The sequence below is a fragment of the Streptomyces sp. NPDC037288 genome, from assembly GCF_055603265.1.
In genome coordinates this window covers 54,927-74,268 of record NZ_JBVJVY010000036.1, presented here as the reverse complement: position 1 = coordinate 74,268, position 19,342 = coordinate 54,927, and the positions used below count along the sequence as shown (strand labels likewise).

32 protein-coding genes are annotated in these 19,342 nt (G+C 68.4%); 15 read left to right on the top strand and 17 right to left on the bottom strand.

The features are described 5' to 3' along the window. Positions 1 to 72: 72 nt before the first annotated feature. The 16 genes from ACZ7GZ_RS31980 to ACZ7GZ_RS31905 form a co-directional block, all read right to left on the bottom strand. Positions 73 to 600 carry a thermonuclease family protein gene (locus ACZ7GZ_RS31980; protein ID WP_471029510.1) on the bottom strand — a complete coding sequence of 176 codons (528 nt, stop codon included), beginning with the start codon at positions 598 to 600 and terminating at the stop codon, positions 73 to 75. A 156-nt stretch (positions 601 to 756) separates the two neighbouring features. Beyond that, a complete protein-coding gene (locus ACZ7GZ_RS31975; RefSeq protein WP_471029509.1) occupies positions 757 to 3,015 on the bottom strand; it encodes a type IV secretory system conjugative DNA transfer family protein in 2,259 nt (752 codons plus the stop codon). 33 nt (positions 3,016 to 3,048) lie between these two features. After that, positions 3,049 to 3,432, bottom strand: coding sequence for a hypothetical protein (locus ACZ7GZ_RS31970; RefSeq protein ID WP_471029508.1), 384 nt, complete (start codon positions 3,430 to 3,432; stop codon positions 3,049 to 3,051). Further along, positions 3,425 to 5,275, bottom strand: coding sequence for a hypothetical protein (locus tag ACZ7GZ_RS31965; protein ID WP_471029506.1), 1,851 nt, complete (start codon positions 5,273 to 5,275; stop codon positions 3,425 to 3,427). Before ACZ7GZ_RS31965 ends, ACZ7GZ_RS31970 begins: the two co-directional genes overlap by 8 nt. Positions 5,276 to 5,407: 132 nt before the next feature. Next, positions 5,408 to 6,034, bottom strand: coding sequence for a hypothetical protein (locus ACZ7GZ_RS31960; RefSeq protein ID WP_471029504.1), 627 nt, complete (start codon positions 6,032 to 6,034; stop codon positions 5,408 to 5,410). A 2-nt stretch (positions 6,035 to 6,036) separates the two neighbouring features. Then, positions 6,037 to 6,555 carry a DUF6197 family protein gene (locus ACZ7GZ_RS31955; protein WP_471029503.1) on the bottom strand — a complete coding sequence of 173 codons (519 nt, stop codon included), beginning with the start codon at positions 6,553 to 6,555 and terminating at the stop codon, positions 6,037 to 6,039. Positions 6,556 to 6,590: 35 nt separating this feature from the next. Next, the gene (locus ACZ7GZ_RS31950; protein WP_471029502.1) at positions 6,591 to 7,787 is read right to left on the bottom strand and encodes a hypothetical protein; all 1,197 of its coding nucleotides are present in this window, start codon (positions 7,785 to 7,787) and stop codon (positions 6,591 to 6,593) included. A 40-nt stretch (positions 7,788 to 7,827) separates the two neighbouring features. After that, positions 7,828 to 8,304, bottom strand: coding sequence for a hypothetical protein (locus ACZ7GZ_RS31945; protein ID WP_471029501.1), 477 nt, complete (start codon positions 8,302 to 8,304; stop codon positions 7,828 to 7,830). A gap of 19 nt (positions 8,305 to 8,323) precedes the next feature. After that, positions 8,324 to 8,536 carry a hypothetical protein gene (locus ACZ7GZ_RS31940; RefSeq protein ID WP_471029499.1) on the bottom strand — a complete coding sequence of 71 codons (213 nt, stop codon included), beginning with the start codon at positions 8,534 to 8,536 and terminating at the stop codon, positions 8,324 to 8,326. Beyond that, positions 8,533 to 8,886 (bottom strand): hypothetical protein, encoded by a 354-nt coding sequence (locus tag ACZ7GZ_RS31935; protein WP_471029497.1) that lies wholly within the window; start codon positions 8,884 to 8,886, stop codon positions 8,533 to 8,535. Before ACZ7GZ_RS31935 ends, ACZ7GZ_RS31940 begins: the two co-directional genes overlap by 4 nt. Next, positions 8,886 to 9,029, bottom strand: a complete 144-nt coding sequence (locus tag ACZ7GZ_RS31930) for a hypothetical protein (RefSeq protein WP_471029495.1) — start codon at positions 9,027 to 9,029, stop codon at positions 8,886 to 8,888. The genes ACZ7GZ_RS31935 and ACZ7GZ_RS31930 overlap by 1 nt, the downstream gene beginning before the upstream one ends. Before the next feature lie 299 nt (positions 9,030 to 9,328). Further along, positions 9,329 to 9,487, bottom strand: a complete 159-nt coding sequence (locus ACZ7GZ_RS31925; RefSeq protein ID WP_471029493.1) for a hypothetical protein — start codon at positions 9,485 to 9,487, stop codon at positions 9,329 to 9,331. A gap of 91 nt (positions 9,488 to 9,578) precedes the next feature. Continuing rightward, positions 9,579 to 9,740: a hypothetical protein gene (locus ACZ7GZ_RS31920; protein ID WP_471029492.1), complete on the bottom strand. Its 162-nt coding sequence runs from the start codon at positions 9,738 to 9,740 to the stop codon at positions 9,579 to 9,581. A 14-nt stretch (positions 9,741 to 9,754) separates the two neighbouring features. Then, a complete protein-coding gene (locus tag ACZ7GZ_RS31915; protein WP_471029489.1) occupies positions 9,755 to 10,150 on the bottom strand; it encodes a hypothetical protein in 396 nt (131 codons plus the stop codon). Then, a complete protein-coding gene (locus tag ACZ7GZ_RS31910) occupies positions 10,150 to 10,464 on the bottom strand; it encodes a hypothetical protein (protein WP_471029488.1) in 315 nt (104 codons plus the stop codon). Before ACZ7GZ_RS31910 ends, ACZ7GZ_RS31915 begins: the two co-directional genes overlap by 1 nt. Further along, the gene (locus ACZ7GZ_RS31905) at positions 10,465 to 10,761 is read right to left on the bottom strand and encodes a hypothetical protein (protein WP_471029486.1); all 297 of its coding nucleotides are present in this window, start codon (positions 10,759 to 10,761) and stop codon (positions 10,465 to 10,467) included. 208 nt (positions 10,762 to 10,969) lie between these two features. On the opposite strand from ACZ7GZ_RS31905, the gene ACZ7GZ_RS31900 reads away from it, so the two are divergent. From ACZ7GZ_RS31900 to ACZ7GZ_RS31875, 6 genes are all read left to right on the top strand, one after another. Next, positions 10,970 to 11,731 (top strand): GntR family transcriptional regulator, encoded by a 762-nt coding sequence (locus tag ACZ7GZ_RS31900; protein ID WP_471029484.1) that lies wholly within the window; start codon positions 10,970 to 10,972, stop codon positions 11,729 to 11,731. After that, positions 11,731 to 12,075 (top strand): hypothetical protein, encoded by a 345-nt coding sequence (locus ACZ7GZ_RS31895; RefSeq protein WP_471029482.1) that lies wholly within the window; start codon positions 11,731 to 11,733, stop codon positions 12,073 to 12,075. Before ACZ7GZ_RS31900 ends, ACZ7GZ_RS31895 begins: the two co-directional genes overlap by 1 nt. A 160-nt stretch (positions 12,076 to 12,235) precedes the next feature. Next, positions 12,236 to 12,529, top strand: a complete 294-nt coding sequence (locus ACZ7GZ_RS31890; RefSeq protein ID WP_471029479.1) for a hypothetical protein — start codon at positions 12,236 to 12,238, stop codon at positions 12,527 to 12,529. Between the two features lie 229 nt (positions 12,530 to 12,758). After that, entirely contained in the window at positions 12,759 to 13,766 is a 1,008-nt protein-coding gene (locus ACZ7GZ_RS31885) for a hypothetical protein (protein ID WP_471029476.1), read from the top strand. Between the two features lie 29 nt (positions 13,767 to 13,795). Further along, on the top strand, positions 13,796 to 14,746 hold the full coding sequence (locus ACZ7GZ_RS31880; protein ID WP_471029474.1) for a GIY-YIG nuclease family protein: 951 nt from the start codon (positions 13,796 to 13,798) through the stop codon (positions 14,744 to 14,746). Positions 14,747 to 14,963: 217 nt separating this feature from the next. Beyond that, complete coding sequence (locus ACZ7GZ_RS31875) at positions 14,964 to 15,227, top strand: hypothetical protein (protein ID WP_471029471.1); 264 nt, start codon at positions 14,964 to 14,966, stop codon at positions 15,225 to 15,227. Between the two features lie 55 nt (positions 15,228 to 15,282). Here ACZ7GZ_RS31875 and ACZ7GZ_RS31870 read toward each other — a convergent pair whose 3' ends face one another. Further along, positions 15,283 to 16,020 (bottom strand): hypothetical protein, encoded by a 738-nt coding sequence (locus tag ACZ7GZ_RS31870; RefSeq protein WP_471029469.1) that lies wholly within the window; start codon positions 16,018 to 16,020, stop codon positions 15,283 to 15,285. A 165-nt stretch (positions 16,021 to 16,185) separates the two neighbouring features. On the opposite strand from ACZ7GZ_RS31870, the gene ACZ7GZ_RS31865 reads away from it, so the two are divergent. The 9 genes from ACZ7GZ_RS31865 (at position 16,186) to ACZ7GZ_RS31825 (ending at position 19,314) form a co-directional block, all read left to right on the top strand. Next, the gene (locus tag ACZ7GZ_RS31865; RefSeq protein ID WP_471029466.1) at positions 16,186 to 16,335 is read left to right on the top strand and encodes a hypothetical protein; all 150 of its coding nucleotides are present in this window, start codon (positions 16,186 to 16,188) and stop codon (positions 16,333 to 16,335) included. An 11-nt stretch (positions 16,336 to 16,346) separates the two neighbouring features. Beyond that, positions 16,347 to 16,625 carry a hypothetical protein gene (locus ACZ7GZ_RS31860; protein WP_471029465.1) on the top strand — a complete coding sequence of 93 codons (279 nt, stop codon included), beginning with the start codon at positions 16,347 to 16,349 and terminating at the stop codon, positions 16,623 to 16,625. Further along, positions 16,622 to 16,870 (top strand): hypothetical protein, encoded by a 249-nt coding sequence (locus ACZ7GZ_RS31855; RefSeq protein WP_471029464.1) that lies wholly within the window; start codon positions 16,622 to 16,624, stop codon positions 16,868 to 16,870. Before ACZ7GZ_RS31860 ends, ACZ7GZ_RS31855 begins: the two co-directional genes overlap by 4 nt. A gap of 9 nt (positions 16,871 to 16,879) precedes the next feature. Then, positions 16,880 to 17,269 (top strand): helix-turn-helix domain-containing protein, encoded by a 390-nt coding sequence (locus tag ACZ7GZ_RS31850; RefSeq protein WP_471029462.1) that lies wholly within the window; start codon positions 16,880 to 16,882, stop codon positions 17,267 to 17,269. A gap of 154 nt (positions 17,270 to 17,423) precedes the next feature. Then, positions 17,424 to 17,777, top strand: coding sequence for a hypothetical protein (locus ACZ7GZ_RS31845; protein WP_471029461.1), 354 nt, complete (start codon positions 17,424 to 17,426; stop codon positions 17,775 to 17,777). A 54-nt stretch (positions 17,778 to 17,831) separates the two neighbouring features. Then, positions 17,832 to 18,422, top strand: coding sequence for a hypothetical protein (locus tag ACZ7GZ_RS31840; protein WP_471029459.1), 591 nt, complete (start codon positions 17,832 to 17,834; stop codon positions 18,420 to 18,422). Next, positions 18,419 to 18,631 (top strand): hypothetical protein, encoded by a 213-nt coding sequence (locus ACZ7GZ_RS31835; protein ID WP_471029458.1) that lies wholly within the window; start codon positions 18,419 to 18,421, stop codon positions 18,629 to 18,631. Before ACZ7GZ_RS31840 ends, ACZ7GZ_RS31835 begins: the two co-directional genes overlap by 4 nt. A 53-nt stretch (positions 18,632 to 18,684) precedes the next feature. After that, positions 18,685 to 19,017, top strand: coding sequence for a hypothetical protein (locus tag ACZ7GZ_RS31830; RefSeq protein WP_471029456.1), 333 nt, complete (start codon positions 18,685 to 18,687; stop codon positions 19,015 to 19,017). A gap of 30 nt (positions 19,018 to 19,047) precedes the next feature. After that, entirely contained in the window at positions 19,048 to 19,314 is a 267-nt protein-coding gene (locus tag ACZ7GZ_RS31825; protein WP_471029453.1) for a hypothetical protein, read from the top strand. Positions 19,315 to 19,342 lie beyond the last annotated feature (28 nt).

The window sequence follows — 19,342 nt, the reverse complement described above, 5'->3', positions numbered from 1 at the left end:
ATCCGAACCAGCCGGTAACTTGCCGGGCTGTGCGCCTCACGCGCGCGAAGTGGAACCGGACCGGTCCCCGGCTCAGATCAGCGTCTCGTCTGGTGTGGACTGTGCGACTTTGGTGGCAGCGTCGGCGCAGGTGAGGTAGAGGGCGCGGATTGCGTGGGGTTGGTGGTCCCAGTTGCTGTGGGGGAAGACGGCGTGGTGGATTGCTGCGGCGATGTGTTGGCGGAGTGCTTCTGCTTCGGTGGTGAGCGTGGTGGCGGTCGCCTTCTTGCGGGGCCAGGGTTGGGCGTGTCCGGCGTCCAGGAGGTCGGTGTTCAATACGGCGCCGTCGGGTGCGGTGATGATGCCCAGCAAGCGGCCGTAGTTGTCGTTCCGGTCCTTCTGGGTCTTCACGGTGAGGGTGCCGTCGGGGCAGTGCTGTGCGAACCATTGGTCGGCCCAGGCGTGGGCGTCCTGTCCGGCTTGGGTGGAGAGTTCGGGGGCGTTGATGCCGGCGGCGCGGATGCGGACGCCGTGCTGCCAGACGTGCATGCCGAGGTCCACGTCCAGAATCCACGTGTCGGCGTCCACGGTTCTGACGAGGCGGGCGGCGTATTCGTACACGGGGCTCCTCCGGGGGTAGGGGTCGGCCCCACCACCGGGGGGAGTTGGTGGTGGGGCCGTGGTGCCCGGGGTCGGGTGGGACGGGCCGGTTCCCTGGGCGGACGTTCCGATGGTGGCGTATGCGCGTGGGGTTGTCAGAGCCGCTATCCCCCTGGGCTACTCCCCTGCGGGTGTGGGGCCGAGGCCGTAGGTGCCGCGGTCGGGGCCGCGGTGGATGCGGCCTTCCTTGGTGAGGTCGGTGAGGGCGTTGTTGAGGGTTGATCCCTTGAGGCCGGTGAGCTGGCTGATGTCGTCCTTGTGAAGGTAGGTGGCCTCGAGGCCGGCCGGGTCTGCGGCGTCCCGGAGGGCCTTGATCACCTTGCCGTCGGCGGTGTCGGGTTTCTTGGTGAGTTCAATGCCGCCGAAGAGCAGCCCGGATCCGCTGCCGTCCTCGTCTGCTTCACCGTCTCCGAGGATGGAGGTGGCGGCGATCGCTTCGCGGTTGTTCCAGTCGGGCCAGTCGGCGGGGTAGGCGATGGTGTTGGGGTCGATGTAGGGGGCTGCGGACTCGAGGATGAAGGTGCGCATCATCTCTGCGGCGCCGCCCGGGCCGAGAGTGTAGCCGAGGCCGAAGGTGGATTTGGGGTCCTTGAGCGTGACCTTGTCGTCGTAGATGAGGGGGCGTTCGACGTCCCAGGCGGCGGGGATGTCGCCGGGGTCGACGCCTTCGAAGCCGGTGGTGACGAGGTGCTGCTGGCCGGAGTCGGAGCGGAGCATGACCAGCGAGCCGCCCTGGATGACGTTCATGCGCAGGGCGGTGGAGCCGCCGAGCTTGTCGGCGTTCACGGCCTGGTTGACGACGGTGAGGATGATGCCCTGGGAGCGCGCCTTGGCGGCGAGGGCTTCCAGGATGATGGCGGCTTCTTTCTTGTGGTGGACGAGTTCGGAGAGGGGGACGTGGGCTTCGTCGAGGATGACGCGGACCCACGGCCGCTGTTCGGTGGGCTGGAAGTTCTTCATGCCGAGGCGGGCGGATTCTTCGATGCGCCACTGGAGGAGGGCGTAGGCGACGCGGAGGGGGCCCATGCAGCCGTCTTCGCCGAGGCCGGAGTAGCAGGCCATGGTGACGACGTCGGGGTTGGAGGAGCCTTTGGGGTCGCTGTAGATGATGGCGTGGCCGTTGACGTGGTCGGCGAGGGCGACGATTTGGATGAGGCCGCCCTTGCCGGAGCCGGTGACGCCGGCGATGAAGAGGTGCTTGGCGCCGAGGATGGGGTCGGTGAACTGGATGCGGGCGGGGAAGCCGGATACGTGGCGTCCGATCTGGACGTACCCGCCGTCGCTGATTTTGAGGACATGGGGGCCGGGGAAGGGGACGCCGTCTTGGAGGGGGTTGTGCTTCATGAGGCGGATCTCGCCCTTGCGGGGGTCGCCGGGGACGGGGTTGTAGGAGCAGAGCAGGGTGTTGGTGCGCAATGCTCCGGCGAGTTCGGCGCGGTCGGGGGTGGGGAGTTTGTTGAGGGTTTCGCCGGCGATGACGTAGGCGACTTCGCCGCCGGTGTTGGGGTCGGTCTGTACGTCCTTGAGTTCGGTGCCGGCCATGACGCCGCTGGTGCGGGCGACCCACTTGCGCCAGGCGCCTTCGAGGGTGGACGTGTCGAGTTTGGGTGGGGCTACAAGGTTGACGGTGATGGTGCGCTGTCCGGCGTGGGCGCCGTCGCTGATGGTGATCCAGGAGGCGTCGACGCGTTCGACGCTGGAGACGTTGTCGGCGGTAACGGTGACGGTCTTGCCGGTGGGGGCGTCAATGACGCCGGTCCACTGCCGTCCGGGGATGAAGCGGGTGATGGTGAGGATTTGCTGGGGGTGACTGCCGGTGGTGGGGTTGGAGATGTATTGGGCCCACCGGTGGAGGATCTTCTCGGGTTCGGTGGCGAGGGTGGGCGGCATGTTGGGTGGGGCGGGGATGCCGTGTGCTGTTTTGGGGCTGGCGCGGCGACGGCCGAGTACGCGGCGGAGTTGGTAGGGGACGAGGAGGGTCGCGGCCCACCAGCCGAGGGAGACGATCCCGGGGACAGGTGCGGTGGCGATCTGGGTGACGCCTGCGAGGAGGGCGTCGGTGCCGTTGGGGCCGGCGAGGGTGCCCATGCCGAGTGCTATGCCGGTGGTGAGGTGGGCGATGAAGTTCGGCAGGCGGTGCGCGTTGAGGACGTCACCTGCTGGCAGCACGTCGTAGACCTGCGTGGGGAGGATCTCGAGGACGTTGGCGGTGGCGAGGGCTCCGGAGACGAGGGCTGCGAGGTCGATGGCGGTGGCGGCGTCGGTGTTGAGGAGGGGGGCGATGACGCCGGCGGCGATGGGAGCGAGGCTGGTGGCGGCGGCGATGCGGCGTTCGGTGGTGTGCGATCCGCGGACGGTGGTGGTGTTGGCGGTCATCGGAGGGTCTCCTTCTACGGGGTGGTGGTGGGGTTACTCGCGTTCGAACCAGCCGCGGTCGATGTTGTGGATGTCGCGGCCGACGGTGGAGCGGGAGACGGCTTCGTTGATTCCGTCGTGGCTGTCTCGGTTGGCGGCGTGTGCTGCTGCGGCTGCCCTGGAGGTGTTGTCGCCGGCGGACGCGTAGGCGAGGACGGCGTCGGACAGGCCCTGCATCATCTTTGAGACTTCGTGGGTCTCTGCGACGGTGTTGTTGTCGACGTGGCGGGCGCCGATCTGGTCGGCGATGCGGGCGGTGTCGCGGGCTTCGTCGCTGATCCATGCGGCGTTGGCGTGGATCGTTTCGGCGTTGCGGGCGCTGGTCTTGGCGAGGTCGGATACGGCCTTGGCGAGGGCCCGGTAGGTGATGTCAGGCATGGACGGTGTCCTCGTAGTAGTGCATGTCGGCGGGGGCGATGAGGCCGGAGTCGATGACGGCCTTGTAGATGCCGCCGTAGCGGGTGTCGACGTTGGCGAGGAGGACGGTGCAGCCCTCGTGGCCGCGCAGGGCGCGGGTGACGATGTCGTCGGCGTGCATGGACTGGGCTTTGGCGGCTTCTTCGAGTTCGAGGAGGGCGGTAAGGAGTTGGTCGCCGCCTTCGACGATGCGGGCCTGCTCGGTGAGCCAGGTGACGTGCTTGAGCTGCTGCTCGGCGTGGTCCTTGAGGGAGCGGGTGCCTTCGGCGATGCGGGCCATGGTGTCGGCTTTGGCGCCGAGCTTGCGTTCGAACTGCTTGAGGGAGCGGACTTCGCCGTGGCCGAGGCTGGTGCGGTCGGCTCCGGTACCGAGGGTGACTCCGTTTTCGGTGACGGCGGTGACCTGGATGGGCTGTGGTCCGAGGTGGTTGGTGGGCGGCTCGGTTGGCATGGAGGGCACCTTCTGCGGTCGCGGATCAGCAGTGGAGGGCTTGTTCTTGCGGTCGGCGTGGGCCTGGTCGAGGCGGCCCTTCTCGCGGGCGGCGTCTTCCTTGCGGTCGTTCCAGCCGTCGCGGACACCGTCGCGCCAGGCGCCGACGTGCGCGGTGACAGTGGCGGCGCGGACGCCGTCGCGGTAGCCGGCCTCGCGGGATTCCTGAACGTTCAGGGGCTTGCCGGTACCGGTGGCCAGTGGTGCTTTCTTGTCGCTGGCCACGGTTTTGCCCTTGCCGCCGGCGGGGGTGTCGGACGTCTTCCTGGCTGTTGGGACGCTCTTGCCGTTGTCTGGGCTGGTCTTGCCGGGCGGCTTCTTCTCCAGGTCGACCTTGTGTGGCTTGGCGTGGCCGCTGGTGTCCTTCGCGTCCTTGCTGGTCTTGGGCGGCTGCTTCGTGTTGTCGGGGCGGGCGGGCGTGTCCTTGCCGGGCTTGCCGTCCTTCCCGGCGGTGCCGTTTTGGCCGGCGGGGCCCTTCGCGCCGGTCGTGCCGCTGGCACCCTTGCTGCTGCCCTGTGCGGCCGGGGACTTGCCTGCGCCGTTGGTCTTGGGCTGCTTGCCGGTGTCCTTGCCGCCTCCAGCCGACTTGCTTCCGCCGGAACTGGTGCTGCTCTTGTCGGTGCCGCGGCGGGTGTTGTCCCTGGCTCCGGAGGATCCCTGGCTGCCACTGCCGGAGTTACGGCCTGCTCCCCCACTGTTGGGGCCGCGGCTGCCGCCGGCGCCCGCGCTGCCGTTCTCCCTGCCGCGGCCCGTGGAGCCGGTGTTGTGGCTGTTCTTGCTGCCGGCGCCTTTACCGTTGTTACTGGTCTTGCTGTTGAGGGACTTCCCGGAATTGCTGTTGTTGCTATTTCCGGTGTTGGTGGAGCCACCGACGTGCTTTTCGGAGCGGTTTACTGTCCGGGTTTCCTTGACCTGTAGGGCCTGTGCGCGGGCCTTTTTGATGTCGAGGGCTTTATTTCGGGCGTCGGCACCCTTCTTCCAGCGTTCGGCGCCCGCGAGCATCCAGGCTCGCAGAACGCTTTGCTGCTGCTTTCCGCCCGAGCCTGTGCTGTTTCCGTTCTGGGTGGTTTCCTGGTCGTTTTGGGGGTGGTAGTCGGCGCTGGACACGCTGATCGGCTCGTCCCTGTTGCCGATGATGGTCGCGTCGGTCTGGTCGGGGTTGAGGTTGAAGGTGGCCTGGTCGGGGCGGGCCGGCGGGACGGGGGCGAGGAGACCGCCCAGCCCACCGCTCGGGGTGGCGGGCTGGGTGCCGCTGGCCGTGCTGGGCGGGGTGTCGGGGCCGTCCGCGGCTGCGGGGACCGTATCGCTCGCCATCAGATTCCTCACTGTGGGTAGTGTTCTTATTTCCTTCTTCTACTCCGGGTGAGTGTCGATCTCCCAGGGGCTTACATGGGGAGATTGACGTTCTTGGTCGGGTGGAAGAACAGAGGAGTAAGAAGACGTCGGTTACTGGGCGTTGCCGACGCTGGTGCGCTTCCGGGTCACGAGGAGGACTCCGCCGGCGAGGACAGCACCACCGATGAGGAGGCCGTCGTTGACCCCGCCGCTGTGGCCGCTGGAGTCGTCACTGGAGGCGGTGTTCTGCATGTCGCTGCCGTCCGTGGTGTCCGGGTACTGGTCGCGGCAGTCCTTCAGCACGCTGGGGTAGGTGACACCGAGCTGCTTGCCGATGAGGGGCTTGGAGGCGTTCACGCAGGCGCTGATCTGCTTCTGCCGCTCGGACTCCTGACTGCCCTGGGCCTTGCTCGTAGCGGCGTTTGCCTGGTTCATTTCCCGCAGCATTTCCAGGTCCAGCTTCTTGCTTTGGAGCTGGATTTCCTGCTGCTTGGCCTGGCTGGCGGCCTCGACCGCGCTGGAGTGCTGCCAGAAAATGAGTCCACCACCGGTGATGACCACTGTTCCGACGGCGATTGCGATGCGACCGCGCTTGGTCAGGCCGGGCTTTTGCGGAATGGAATTCGCGGGGATTCCGTACGGGCCCTGCTCGTGCGTGGGGCTGGCGGGCGGCTGGTAAAGGGGCTGGTCGTAGCCCTTGATGGCGTTGTCGAAGTCGGGGTCGTTGTACTCGTTCATGGTCAGTCTCCGTTGGATCGGGCGAGGTGGGCGGCCCTGGTCAGGCGGCGCTCGACGTCGGGGAAGCGGGTGGCGGGAAGGTCGTTCCATGCGAAGAACGGCATGGTGACGCCGATCTCGCGGAGGGATTGCTGCAGGTAGTGGACGGCGCGGGCCCGGTCGTCTTCAGTGACGTGCCCGGCCCGCTGCAGGAGGGTCTGGGCGCCGCGGATGCAGCACCGTCCGGTGGGGGCGACGTCCAGGGACTTGGTCCAGCCGTCGCGGCGGAGGACCTCGAGGACCTGGGCGAGGTGCAGGGAGGGCGTGGCGGGGGCCGGGTTCTGCCACCAGCCGAGGTCGGCGAGGAGCTCGCGTACGGCCGGGGGGAGGATTCGGTGGGACCAGGGCACGGTCAGGTCGGGGGTCTGGACCGGCTGGACCGGGGCCGGCGCGGGGGCGGTCGGGATCCGGCGGGGGGCGCGGGCCGGGGCCGTAGGCGGGGGTGCCGTCCGCGGCCTGGCCGTAGGTCGGGTCTGGGGCACGTCGTCTCCTTCCGGCTGCGTCCTGAGGGTGGCGGTCACTTGTTGTTACCGGTGACCTTGGTGTGGATGTCCTTGTAGAGGGCGCGGATGTCGTCGGTCTTCAGTCCGTATCCGGCGTCGCGCCATGCCTTCTCGAAGGCGTTCTGTGAGGGGGCCGGGCCGTTGCCGCGGAGGTCGAAGTACAGGTCGAAAGCGAGCCTGCGGCGGTCGATGTCGCCTCCGTCGTGCCTCTTGCTCGCCTGCGCCTCGCCCGGGTTCGCCTCGGGCGCGCCCGTGTCGGGCCCTGTGGTGCGCCCTGCTGCGCCCTCGCTGGTCAGAGCGCTTATGTCATCGGGCACGTTCTCCGGTGCGCCCTGGGGGCCGTGGGTGGGGCGCAGGGACCGCAGGGTGTAGGACTCGGCTCGGTCCGGGAGGCCCTTGAAGGCGCCCATGCGGTCGATGCGGGTGGTGATCCGCATCTCCGTGCCGAGTTCGTCGAGGGTGTCGTCGAGGCCGTGGAAGGAGGTGTCTCCTGCCCGCATGAGGGCCTTCTCGTAGGCACGCCGCCCCATGAACCAGGGCTTACCGAGCGTGGCGAGGGCGATGAGCTTGTCCTGGGCGTTGCGGCGGCTGATGGCCTGTGCGTCGGCGCCGCGGGAGCCGATGCCGAGGCGGCTTTCCAGTCGCTTGAGGCGGTCGCGCCAGAATCGGGCGAGCATCCCGTCGGACTTGATCTCGATCTTCCCGAGCTTGGCTTCGAGGCCGAGGAGCTTGTGGAGGCCGTAGGCGAGCATGACGGGGCCGACGATGCGGACGGCGGCGGTGCCGATGTCTTCGCCTTCGAAGCGGGTGACTTCGATGGCGCCGATGGCCTGGGCGAGGACGAGGAGGTAGGCGGCGCGGGCGGCGCCCTTGTCGTTGAACGCCCAGCTGTAGAGGGAGAGCCCGATGACGATGGCCTCAAGTGCGAGGCCGACGGTCATGGTGAGGGGCGTCTCCATGTGGAGTCGCTTCTCGGCGAAGCGGGCGCTGGTGTTGGTGGAGAGGGCGAGGCCGGCGGTGACGACGAGGCCCATGCCGAGGAAGCCGGTGAGGGTGCGGCGCTTCTGCTTGTCGGCGGGCTTCTGGGTGGCGGTGCGGCTGGGGTTTTTGGCTGCGATGCGGTAGCCGAATGTGAGGGTGGTGAGGGCGAGGAGGGCGGCCCATGCGTACACGGGCACCCGTTCGACCGCGTTGAGCGCTTCGGCGAGCATGGGCGGGGTCCTTTCGGGTGTCGGAAGTTCCAGGGGCGGGTCAGGCGGGGGTGGTCGTGGTCGCCTGCGGGTCGGTGTCGAAGCCGAGGACGATCGCCACCAGGTCGAAGGGGCGGCCGAGTTCCAGGCCGCGCGCCCGGGCGTCGTCCACGAGGTTGCGCAGGACGTCGTACGCGATGGCAGCTCGCATGCTCTGGCCGGTCTCGGTGTCGGCGGCCGCGTCGCGGAGCTGGGCGACGTCCCGGCGGATCTCGTCCAGCTCCCGCCGCGCGGCGGCCTCCACCTGGTCCCGTTCGCGGCGGGCGGCGTCGCGGTCGCGTTCGGCCTGGAAGCGGTCGGCGTGCGCCTGGGCGGTCTGCTTCAGCAGGTCCTGGGCGACGACTTCGGTGCGCGTTGCGGAGTTTGTGACGATGGCGAGTTCAGCCTTCGTCGAAACGAGTTCTTCTCGGACGTGTGCGAGTTCGGCCTGGTCGTTGTGGAGGGTGTCCAGGACGGTCTTGCGGATGACGCGGAGCATGGCGATCCTCTCTCGTTGGTTACGCGGCGAGGTGGAAGGCTCGGCGGATGCGGCGGGCGATGCGCTGCCGGCGGGTGGGGGTCCAGCGGGCGGAGGCGTCCTTGAGGGCCTGGTGCCAGTCGCCGGTCCATGCGTGGTCGACGTCGATGCCGAGGATCTGGGCGGCGGCGAGGCGGGCTTCGTCGTCGCTGATGGGCTGTTGGGGTCCGGGGGCGGGGGTCGTGGTGGTCATCGCTGGTCGGCTCCCTTGGGCTCGAGGCCGCGGAGGCGGTTGATGGTGGGGCCGAAGACGGCGGTGAACGTGGGGCGGAGGAAGCTGTCGGCGCCGAACGCGGAGGCGATGGCTGCGACGACGGCGATGGCCTGGGGGGTGTTGGCCAGGAGGTGGAACATGGTCAGGCCGACGGCGAGGGTGGCGGCGACGAGGAGGGTTTCGGCGGCTGCGTTGAGGGTGTTGGCCTTGATCTGGTTGCGGCGGGCGGTCTGGTCCTGCTGGTGGGTGCGGAACCGGCGGAAGCTGGTAGCCGCGCTCCACAGCTGGGAGCAGCGGGTGAAGCGGTGTTCGCTGGTGTGCTGGTCCATCAGGGGTTTCCTTCCGGGGTGGTGAGGAGGGCTTCGAGGTTTTGGGCGGCTTGGATGGTTTCGGGGGCGTCGGGCCCGTAGTGGGCGCGGGCGTGGTCCCAGTCGTCGAGGGCTTCGGCGCGGGTGGTGGGCGGTTGGTCCATGGCCTCCTCCGTTTCGCTGCGGTGCGGGTGGGTGCTGGTCTGGCGTGGGGCCGTCCCGCCTGGCGGGGGATGGTTTGGGCGGGGCGGCCTCAGGCCGGGCCAGTGGCCCGGGGTGCGGGGTTAGCTGGCACAGCACATGCAGACGGTGTCGGTGTCGGCGTTCCAGGTGTCGCACTCGATGCAGCGCCAGTTCAGGGTGCGGGCGAGGCGGCGGATGAGGTTGCGGGGCATTGGGGTCCTTCCGGTGGGATGTGGGGTGGGGGCCAGCGGGTCGGCGTGGCCGGCCTTGAGTGGATGGGTTAGCGGCGGGCGGCGAGGGCCTGGCCTTCGGCTTCGCAGGCCTGGTCGCGGAGCTGTTCGGCGAGGGCGTGGTTACCGTCGCGTTCGGCGTGGGCCACGGACTCCCACAGGGAGTTGACGAGGTCGGCCAGCTGGGCGGTGGTAGTGGCGAGGTCCATGGGGGTGGGTCCTTTACTGGTCGAGGGTGGTGAGGGTGGGGGCCGGCCGATCTGTTGTCGGCGTCGGAACGGCCGGCCCCCGGGGTGGTGGTCAGCGGTTGGTCTGCTGGGCGTTGGTCTTGTCGGCGGCGATCCGCAGGTTCTCGGTGATGAACCGGTAGTGGTCGTCGGGCGTGCACTGGGCGCGGTCGCAGGTGACGGCCTCACGGATCACGTCGGCGGCGAGCTGGACGGGTTCTCGGTCGGTGGGCACGGCGGTGGGTCCTTTCACTGGTCGAGGGCGGCGTTGGCGTTGGAGGCGCTGTTGCGGAGGTCGGGGTCGGCGAGGTTGTGGCAGGTGAGCCAGCCCTGGTGGGCGGCTTCCTTCTGCTGGTCGAGGGGAAGGGTGCGGAGTACGGGGTTGGTGTCGGGGTTGGCGAGGCGGGCGACCAGGTGGCCGATCGCGGCAAGGAGGTCGGTGGAGTCCGGGGAGCCGGCCAGGACCGCGAGGAGGACCTGGGTGGTGTTGAGGTCGTGCCGGTCGTGAGCGAGGAGACGGATCCCGTCGCGGATCAGGTCGATCCCTGCGTGGACGCCTTCGAGGTCGGCGAGGAGGTCGCCGAGTTCGGTGTCGTCCACGTTGGGTACGGCGTTGTCGCCGGTGTGGACGTGGTGCCCGTTCATCACTCGCCGCCGAGAAACTTCTCGAAGCCGGTGATGACATCCGCCACGACGTCCTCGTCCACTGCGGGCAGAGAGACCGTCATGCCGGACTCTTCGATGTCCTGCATGGCCTTGCGGTGGCGGTTCAGGGACTGCAGGGCGATTGTGGCGGCGGCGATGTCGGTCGGGGCGAGGCTGCCGTTGGCGACGATGACGCCTTCGGGGCTGAGGAAGATGAACCGGCCGCCGACGGTGTCGTCGTCGGAGAGCTTCATCAGCTCCGTGTAGAAGTCGAGGAGGGCCTGCTCTTCGGGGGTGTTTTCACGGCGCTCCATCTACGCCACCGCCTTCAGGACTCGGTCGGATCCGGTCCAGGTGGCGCCGGTGTAGTGCTCGGTGCCGGTGTGCAGGTCGCGGATCAGGACCGCGAACCGGGCGGCGTTACGGCGGAGGATGCGGCGGGCCTCGGACTGGTCGGTGACGACGGCGAGGACGCGGTACATGCCGGCCGCGTTGTCGTACACCGTGCCCGGCCGGCGCGGACCGATCTGGGCGGCGGTGGTGGAAGCCAAAGGTACGGACGACTGGGGGTCGTCGCGACGAATCGTCGCGGGTCCGATACGGTTTTCCATGGCAGCTGCTCCTGTGAAGGCGGGTAGCGAGCTGTCTGGGTCCCTCGGGGCCCTCGAGCGGCCCGGGTGTGCAACCACCTGGGCCGTTCGGCTTGCTGGGCCGTTGAAGTCCCTGACAAGTCCAACAATTCCAAAGGTCGCGACAATTGTCAATAGTCGCTACAGCAAGTACCTTGGTGGGGACGCCAGAGAGAAAGGAGGTTGAGTCTTGGAGAAGTACCAGGAGGTGGCCGAGTCGATCCGTCACCTGATCGCCGACGGGACGTACCCGCCCGGACACGAGCTGCCGAGCATCGAAGACCTGATGTCGGAGTACACCGTGTCCCGAACTACGGTGCGGGCCGCGCTGAAGGTGCTGGTCGACGATGGGCTTCTCAATCCGGGTCGAGGTCGCCGGAGGACAACCGTGCGAGACAGTCGACGTATACGCATCCCGTTCAGCCGCTACAACAGCGTCATGGCTGCCGGCGGCTCGAATGGCCCCTGGGAATCCGCCTGCGCTGAGCAGGGCCTGGACGGCCAAATGAAGACAGTCGCCGTCGAAAGCCGGCCGATCGGGCAGGGCGATGCCGAGCTACTCGGCGTCGAACCCGGGTCGGACGTCACGTATCGCCTGAGGCACGCGTGCATCGGAGACGAGGTCCTGCAGGTTCAGCAGGCCTGGTATCCGGCGGGCGTTGCTCTCCAGGCGGGTCTCAGCTCGCCCACCAAGGTTCGAGGAGGGGTCTACGGCGCGCTCACTGCCGCAGGCCTGCGTCCAACCGCTGTGGACGAGACGATTCGCGGCCGGATGCCTACCCGTGAGGAGGCAGACCTCATGCGCACCGGAACGGGCGTGCCGTTGCTGACGGTTGAACGCATCACCCGCGGTGCTGATGGCAAGCCTCTGGAGCTGCTCCGAGTCACGGCTCCGGCGGACAGGATCGAGTTCGTCTACAACAATCTGCCATTGGCAGATGGGAGTACGTGATGGGCCAATACAGCGAAGAGCAGTTGTCCAAGGCGGATGCAGATGCCGCGGCCGCGCTGAGCGAGTTGGACCACCAGCAACTGGCGGTCAAGCTGTGCGAGCACGAGCGTCTGGCGTACGCCTCGCTCACGGATGACCAGCTCGGTCCGATGCTGGTCACCTATCACCACAAGCCCCTCGGGGAGGTCCACACGACTTCCCCGTCCGCTCTGAAGGATTGGTACGCCCAGCCGTACCTAGCCGACGGCAGCCTGGGGGCGAGCAGTGGTCCGTACGTGAACGCGCGTGCAGCCGCTGCTTCCCTGATCCCGGACCGCCAGCCGGAGCTTCACGAGGCTGGTTGATCTAGTAATACGGCCGACCGCACCAGTGGCACGGCCGGCCGCCCTACATGCCGTTGCCCTGCGAAGACGTCGGCTGTAGGGAATCCCCGCGAAGGAGATTCAGCATGAGCCTACGCGCTTTCACGAGACTCCGTAAAAGTGTGTGGGGGGTACACCCCTCATGGTGACCAGCGACCGCACCGACCTGCCCGTATTCGTCACCTTTGAGGATGCGGCGCGCCTCCTGGTCGAACTTGGCATCGATCCGAACGCCACGGGCGACTCTGTCCGCTACCTAGCCCGCACCCGCAGGGACACGAGCTGGCCCTTCGGCAACCGCCCTGGTCAGACGCCGTACGGCAAGGCATCCAACGCTCGGACGATGGATACGCAGGTGCTCCTCAAGCATCTGGAAGACGAGCCGCCAAACCCTCACCGGCGGGGCCGAGACAAGAAGCCCCGAACACGGTCGTGAAGGCTTTTGGCCTGGGATCGCAGCCCCGGGCTCCGAAAGCGCGAACGGCCGGGTCGTCAGAGCCGCAGCAGCTCCTCACCGGCCGTCCTAACAAGTCGCAGCGGGTCGCACCCCGCTGTTTCTTCGAGTCCCGTCTCGTGAAAGCAGCACTCGCTATGAGCGTAGCGGTTCCACCCAGGATGTCGACAAGTACCCCCCGTCTGCTCCTCCGCGCGGCGGAGGTGACCGCGTGAACATCGAGAGGGGACCGCGGAAGGACCGCGGATTCGTCATCATCGACAACGCGCTGGCGCAAAACAACCGGCTGTCCTTCGGGGCCCGAGGCCTGGCCGAGTACCTGCTGAGCCTGCCGCCCGGGGCACGGGTGGACATCCGGTCGCTGGCAGCCGACAACCCAGAGGGCCGGGGCGCGATCGCCGGCTACATGAACGAGCTGGAGGCCGAGCGGTACCTAGTTCGGACGCGGGCACAGGGCGAGCGGGGTCGGTTCGTTACGACGACCACGATGTATGAGGAGCCGCAGAACCCGGCTTCGCTGCCCGCCAGTCTGCCGAAGCCGTGGAGCAAGGCGAAGAAGGCCGACCGCGGGCACTTGGAGGCTGTCCCCGCCAGCGAGGGCTCTTCGCAGTTTTCGCAGGTGGGACCGAATCCCGCCTCACCGGACTTCGGTGGACCGGCATCCGGTCCACCGGGAGCCGGTCGACCGGATGCCGGTGAGACGGGAGTTAACCCCTACGGGGTTAAAGAACTGGGGGGAAGTACCTCCCCCTCCCCCGCGCGTGAGGACGAACAGGCAGCGAACGGGCTTGAGGACCAGGAGGGAGGAGGGGGCGGGGATGCTCCGCAGCAGGAAGAACAGAACCCAGCGGCGGCCGCGTTCGTGGACTCGCTGCCCTATCGCGGTCGAATCCCTGGACCGAAGCAACGGGCTCATCTGATCCAGCGGGTTGGCCAGGCTCTGGCGGCCGGCTGGAGCGAAAACAAGCTCCGCGTGCAGCTGACCGAGGAGACGGACTCGGCGAAGTCTCTCGCGGCCGTCTACAGGCACCGTCTGGCCCCGGCGAACCTTCCTGCCCCGCCCCGGCTGCCAGCGCCGCGTGTGGGCGACGAGGAGCCGACCCAGTCGTCCCTGCACGGACGGTACGTGATTTGCCCTGGTCCCACCTGTGGCCACCGGAAGATGCTGCCCACACCCGACGGCCTCTGCCGTGACTGCCGAGAGGATGCGACCGCGTGACAAAGGGGGAACGGGCTGCGCTGGCTCACGTGCCTACAGCCGTGTACCGGTTCTACGACAACGAGGACCGGCTGCTGTACATCGGGATCACCCACAACATCGAGAAGCGCTGGACAAGTCATGAGCGGAACCAGCCTTGGTGGCTTGATGTGAAACGCCGCGAGGTTGCTTGGTACCCCACCCGCGCCGAAGCGGAGGTGATCGAAGACATCTCCACGGCGGCAGAGGCTCCTCGATATGACCGGGCTGGCCAACGCACAATCGGCGGTGAGGTGGACCAGCGGCTTGAAGCTGAAACCGAGCGGGCCATCAACGCGATATCCGACGACATCGACAACGGCACCTATCCGCTCTGGTCGATTCTGCCAGGCTACGGCGCCCTCTCGGAGCGGTACAGCATCCCGATCATCGGCATCACCAGGGGTCTTGCCAAGATCATAAAAAGGGATAGGCGCCTGGTGCACGCGGGAGACCAGTTCGCTGTCTCTCGCTCGGGATGCAAGCCCAGCAGGGACGCCAGGAAGATCGGGCTGCTCTACTTCCTGGCCAGTAATGCCTTCGGAGATACGTCCTTCACTCGTTCCGAGTTGTCCAAGACGACGGGCGCTAGCGAAGTAACAGTGCACCACCACCTCCGACGTTGGGAACGAGGCAATCGCGTCGAACGTCTACCCTCGGCACGTGGCTCTCGAGCTTTCACCTATCGGATCACCCGGCATCCTGAGCCAGACCCTCCAGAAGTACTCGTCTTCTGGCAGCCGGGTGACGTTCAAGCACTGGCTGCATGGCTGGTCCAGCAGCTGGATTCCGAGACGGTCGCAGGTTCGGCGGACATCGACCGGGATCGGGAAATCGTTGCCGCCTGCCTTCCGAGCCCTGAGCAATACGGCGTTTCGGACACGGCGATCCGAGTGCTGAAGGTGATGGCCCGCCGGTATCGGCGGCATGCTGGTTGCCGACCAGAGTGGGGCATTGACTAGCTCCCCACCGGCGCCCCTGGACCCTGCCGGTCTGGGGCGCCGTCGTGTCCCGGCCGCGTCTGCAGCGGCCCTCGAGACCTCGTAGGCTTCATGGGCCGTCCCACGCCCGCCCAAGCCCCTCCGGTCCCGCCTGCCACGGCCGGTTCGTGTCCTTGTCCCACCACCAGCCCACACCCCAACGTCGTACCAGCATCAACCACACGACAAGGGGGACCCGTTGGCGGCACCACCCGCACCCGCACCCGCACCCGCACCCAAACCCTTCACCCTGTGGACCGGCCGCGCCCTGCTCTGGTGGGCCAGCCTCCTGCAGCACACCGTCGCCGGGAAGCACCGACGGAAGGTGCACGTCGCCCGCCGCAACGCCGCCATGCGCGCCGCCCATCTCCGCGGTGTCGACCGGGACACCATCACCCAGCGGATCGGGCTCAGCCACGAGCAGGTCCGCAAGGCGCTCCGCGGGGAGCCGACCGCCGAGTAGCCCCAGGCACGACCGAGGCCCGGCCGTACCCCTTCAACGGCCGGGCCTCTTCGTGCTAGTAGTTCCCTTCCATGCCTTTCTTCACCGCGGCCACCTCAGGCCCGCTGTCGGTGGCGGGAACCTTCCACCGGTACACGCTGCCGGCGCCGTCGGTGTAGGCGATCGTCCCGCCGCGCTGCGTCTCGGACAGGTCGAACGCAATGGTCCGCCAATGCCACGTGCCGGCCTTCACCATCCCGCCCCCGACGAAGCCGTTCGGCTGGACGCTCGAGGCTTCGTTCTCGCCTTCGTCCAGGGCTTGCCCGTCCGGGGCGATCCACTGCCAGCCACCTGATTCGATCGGCGCGGACTCCGCCGCCGCAGTGGCCCCGATGGCCTCGTCCTTGACGGTGATGACGGCGAACGTTCCGTTAGCCGCGGTACTGCCCATGGCGGTCTTGGCGTACACGACGGTGGTCGGGGTGACCTCGAGAGCCCCGCCTCCCGGGCCACCGTCCGCGGGGGACTGCGCTCCAACCGTCATCGCGCCCTTCCCCCAAGCCAGCGTCTTCGTGCCGGTGGTGCCGTCGCCGCCCGTGCCAGCCTTACCCGAGCAGTTCTTCACCCACGTGGCCTGGTCCAGGCTCTGGTCGGAACAGTCAACGGACGGCTTCGTCTTGGGGCTGTGGCTCTTCACGGCCGCGGGCTTTCCCTCGGAACCCGAGCCGTCGGCATGGCCGGGTCCGGAGCAGGCGGTGAGAGCGGCGAGCAGCAGGCCGGCGGCGGTCGCGGGCAGGGTGGTGCGGGTGCGCATATCTGGTCCCCCCAGGTTGGTGTAGCGCGATCCTGGCAGCGTAGAGGCAGCCACCGACGCCCCGGCGCCCATCAACTCATTTGGTTCGGAGCATGCCATCCTGCCCCGCGATGTCGGACCCGGCTGGAAGACTGGCCGGGTTGCCGACAACCGCCAGGAGGACCCGTGTACGACGAACCATGCGAAGACTGCAACCGCCACCTCTGCCGGGACTGCGGCAGCCACTACTGCTGCGAACCCTGCCCCTGCGAGCGGTCCCACAACTGCGCCTGCGAGTGCCGCTCCCACGACCAGTACATGACCTACGCCGACTAAGGAGCATCGCCGTGAACGTCACCAGGAACCCTGACGGAAGCCACAACCCGCCCTACGATGAGAACTGGCCGCCGCACCTTGAGGTCCAGTGGGCGGCCGGCGTTACCGCCTGCGAGACCGGGCTGCGCATCCACGTTATCGACCTGGAGGACGACCGGTACGCCGTGCATGTCGGAGGCAGCGGACTGGCCCCGATGGACCGTGCCAGCGTGTACGCCTTCCTGGACGGCGTGCAAGCTGGCGCGAGGGAAGCCCGAAGGGCGTCCTCTGCTGAAACGTTGACCGCATGAGCGAGCGCCCTGCCCAGCCCGGTGAGCTGTGTACCTGCGGCCGGCAGGCCGTCACCGTGTACAGCACTGAGCAGTTCGGGGACGTCGGGCACTGCGGCATCGACGGCGCGGCCAGGACGCCGGTCCTGCCGTGCCCGTGGTGCGGGACCAGCGAGCCGCACAAGGAATCCTGGGGAGACCCGGCCCGCTGCCCCGACTACCAGCTGCGCGCGCCCGCAGACCAGGCCGAGGGAACGCTGCCGTAGATCCGGGTGATGCCGTGGTCGTGCCCCTCAGCGGGCATCTCCGTGAAGCGCCCCCAGGACCCGCCCGCCGGCGGCGAGGGGAAGTGCTGGGTGGCCCCGGGTTCACGGCCCGGGGCCTTTTCGCGTCCAGGGAACAACCAGCCGGAACAGCGGGACCCTGACGGCATGCCCCAGCACAGTGATGCGGAGGAGCAACTCCGTACCCAAGTCAGGTCCGCCCTCATCCACGCCGGGATCAGCCAGGCCGAAGCCGCCCGTCGTCTCGGTCTGTCGCACAAGCACGTCAACCAGATGGTCACGGGGCGGGCGCCGCTTCCTCTGGCATGGGCTGAGCGGCTCCTGGCTCTGACTGGGATGCGGATTGTGATCGGACTTCAGCACGTCGGGCCGGGGGCCTAATCCCCCCGCCCCTAACCCCATTCGCGCATTGCAATGCCATGCTTAGCGCGGTACAGTGGAACCCTTCAACTCCCCACACTCCACACCGAGGGAACAGTCGCGCCCGCACGCGGCAGGCTGGACCACCACCACGCAAACCCCCTGGGAGCCACCCATGGCCACGGTGACCGAACTCCGAGCAGCCGTCCTCCGCGTCGCGGACATCATCGAAACCCGCACCAAGCAGCTCGGCATCTACAACGACGGCGCCCCGATCACCGACCAGGTCCTCGCCTACGCCATGCTCCCCCTCGACCCGGCCACCGCCTTCGACTGGAACCAGTGGGCGACCGCCTTCCGACAGACCCGCATAGATGGCACTCGGGCAGCCGTGAAAGCGCTACACGACGACCTGCGGAACCTGCTCGTGAAGGAACTCGGTGACGACTTCATCGGCGCCATGGGCGGCGGGACGCGCTACACACCCCAGCAGATCCGGGAAGTCGCCGGGCTCCTGCCCGCGGCCTGAGCTGCAGCCCGCAGCCTGAGCCCCGCCCCAAGCCAGCACACCCCAGGAGACGCCATGCAGAACACCCGCCAGCCCCTCGACCTCGACGACATCGACTACTGCGCCGCCTACCTAACCAACTACAGGGCGATGCCGTCCGAAGCCCATCACCTGGCCGCCGTGACCGTCCCGGCCCTGACCCGCGAGATCCGACACCTCCGCGCCGAACTCGCCGCCGAGGAGCGACGGCACGGCGAGACCATCGACGACCGTGACCACTTCCACGACATGGCCGACAAGCTCGCCTACGCCGTCGCCCCCGAGGAAGTCATCGGCGAGCACTCGTCGATGAACTGCCCGTGGGAGAACGCCCTCGACCTGATCACCCCGATGGCCGAGGTGGACAAGCTCCGCCAGAAGGTCGCCGCCTTCACCACCCTCGCCGAACGCTGGCAGCAGATGGCCGACCACGGCGACACCACCATCGGCAGCTTCGACGGCCCGGCCGCCGCCACGTTGGACGCCGAGGTCGGGGAGCGGGGCCGCACCTACCGCAAGGCCGCCTCAGACATCCGCGACGTCCTCCGCACCGGCCACGTCCCGCACGACCTGATGACCGACGGGGAGTTGGAGCAGCACGGCGCACCCGAGGAGACCCAGCGGTGAGCCCCCTCGACCGGCTCCTCCAGGAGGCCATCCCGACCCGCCCCACCCCCGCACCCAAGCCGGCCCACGAACCCTGGACCGCCGACGAACAGCAGCAGTACCTCGCCGACCTCGCCGCCGCCCTCGACGGCTGGCACTGGCAAGACGACACGTCCCTCTCGAAGCGCCGCCGCGAACAACGCCGACGCCGCCGGCAGAACGCCGCCTGACCACTGCACCGCACGCCATGGCACCCGCCCCGCCTGACCCGAAGGAGCATCCGATGAGCTACCCCACCCTCTTCACCACCCCCGGCGTGAAGGCCTTCGCCGAGGAGATCGACACCGAACGCCAGCGGCAGCTCGCCAAGTGGGGCGAGCAGCACCACCCCGACGGCACCGGCGGCCGGTTCTACCAGGAGCGCGCTGTCGCCGCCCGCCGCAACTGCCAGATCGCCGCAGACAGCCCGGACATGGGCGCTCAGTGGGACCTGATCCTCCTGGAGGAAGTCTACGAGGCGCTCGCCGAAGCCGACCCGGCCGCCCTGCGCACCGAGCTGATCCAGATCGCCGCGGTGTGCGCCGCCTGGGTCCACGACCTCGACAGCCGCGCCTGAGCCCCGCCACCGCCACCAAGGAGCCACACCATGACCAGCAAGCCCGACCCCATCGCCTACGGACCCACCGGCTACCGCTGCGGCTGCGGCAAGCCCGCCCACAGCAACCTCGTCCCCTGCCAGCCCGACGAGGACCAGCTCTGCACCAGCGAGTTCCCCGGCGACGACACCTTCGTCGGCCAGCTCTGCGAGCGCGAGCACGGCCACGGCGGCGACCACCAGGCCACCGCCGAGATCTCCGGGACCCGTCACCGCCGTCAGCTCACCTGGCCCGCCGCCGCGCAGCCCTCCGTCTGAGCCCTGCCCCACCCCACCCAGCACCCCA

What these genes read in the sequence shown, in the direction of transcription:
- ACZ7GZ_RS31895 (WP_471029482.1), top strand. Translation starts at nt 11,731, where the DNA reads ATGGGCCAATACAGCGAAGAGCAGTTGTCCAAGGCGGATGCAGATGCC.
- ACZ7GZ_RS31845 (WP_471029461.1), top strand. Translation starts at nt 17,424, where the DNA reads ATGGCCACGGTGACCGAACTCCGAGCAGCCGTCCTCCGCGTCGCGGAC.
- ACZ7GZ_RS31840 (WP_471029459.1), top strand. Translation starts at nt 17,832, where the DNA reads ATGCAGAACACCCGCCAGCCCCTCGACCTCGACGACATCGACTACTGC.
- ACZ7GZ_RS31850 (WP_471029462.1), top strand. Translation starts at nt 16,880, where the DNA reads ATGCCGTGGTCGTGCCCCTCAGCGGGCATCTCCGTGAAGCGCCCCCAG.
- ACZ7GZ_RS31910 (WP_471029488.1), bottom strand. Translation starts at nt 10,464, where the DNA reads ATGGAGCGCCGTGAAAACACCCCCGAAGAGCAGGCCCTCCTCGACTTC.
- ACZ7GZ_RS31965 (WP_471029506.1), bottom strand. Translation starts at nt 5,275, where the DNA reads ATGGCGAGCGATACGGTCCCCGCAGCCGCGGACGGCCCCGACACCCCG.
- ACZ7GZ_RS31945 (WP_471029501.1), bottom strand. Translation starts at nt 8,304, where the DNA reads ATGCTCCGCGTCATCCGCAAGACCGTCCTGGACACCCTCCACAACGAC.
- ACZ7GZ_RS31830 (WP_471029456.1), top strand. Translation starts at nt 18,685, where the DNA reads ATGAGCTACCCCACCCTCTTCACCACCCCCGGCGTGAAGGCCTTCGCC.
- ACZ7GZ_RS31975 (WP_471029509.1), bottom strand. Translation starts at nt 3,015, where the DNA reads ATGACCGCCAACACCACCACCGTCCGCGGATCGCACACCACCGAACGC.
- ACZ7GZ_RS31870 (WP_471029469.1), bottom strand. Translation starts at nt 16,020, where the DNA reads ATGCGCACCCGCACCACCCTGCCCGCGACCGCCGCCGGCCTGCTGCTC.
- ACZ7GZ_RS31915 (WP_471029489.1), bottom strand. Translation starts at nt 10,150, where the DNA reads ATGAACGGGCACCACGTCCACACCGGCGACAACGCCGTACCCAACGTG.
- ACZ7GZ_RS31940 (WP_471029499.1), bottom strand. Translation starts at nt 8,536, where the DNA reads ATGACCACCACGACCCCCGCCCCCGGACCCCAACAGCCCATCAGCGAC.
- ACZ7GZ_RS31925 (WP_471029493.1), bottom strand. Translation starts at nt 9,487, where the DNA reads ATGGACCTCGCCACTACCACCGCCCAGCTGGCCGACCTCGTCAACTCC.
- ACZ7GZ_RS31930 (WP_471029495.1), bottom strand. Translation starts at nt 9,029, where the DNA reads ATGGACCAACCGCCCACCACCCGCGCCGAAGCCCTCGACGACTGGGAC.
- ACZ7GZ_RS31825 (WP_471029453.1), top strand. Translation starts at nt 19,048, where the DNA reads ATGACCAGCAAGCCCGACCCCATCGCCTACGGACCCACCGGCTACCGC.
- ACZ7GZ_RS31960 (WP_471029504.1), bottom strand. Translation starts at nt 6,034, where the DNA reads ATGAACGAGTACAACGACCCCGACTTCGACAACGCCATCAAGGGCTAC.
- ACZ7GZ_RS31855 (WP_471029464.1), top strand. Translation starts at nt 16,622, where the DNA reads ATGAGCGAGCGCCCTGCCCAGCCCGGTGAGCTGTGTACCTGCGGCCGG.
- ACZ7GZ_RS31935 (WP_471029497.1), bottom strand. Translation starts at nt 8,886, where the DNA reads ATGGACCAGCACACCAGCGAACACCGCTTCACCCGCTGCTCCCAGCTG.
- ACZ7GZ_RS31950 (WP_471029502.1), bottom strand. Translation starts at nt 7,787, where the DNA reads ATGCTCGCCGAAGCGCTCAACGCGGTCGAACGGGTGCCCGTGTACGCA.
- ACZ7GZ_RS31970 (WP_471029508.1), bottom strand. Translation starts at nt 3,432, where the DNA reads ATGCCTGACATCACCTACCGGGCCCTCGCCAAGGCCGTATCCGACCTC.
- ACZ7GZ_RS31890 (WP_471029479.1), top strand. Translation starts at nt 12,236, where the DNA reads ATGGTGACCAGCGACCGCACCGACCTGCCCGTATTCGTCACCTTTGAG.
- ACZ7GZ_RS31905 (WP_471029486.1), bottom strand. Translation starts at nt 10,761, where the DNA reads ATGGAAAACCGTATCGGACCCGCGACGATTCGTCGCGACGACCCCCAG.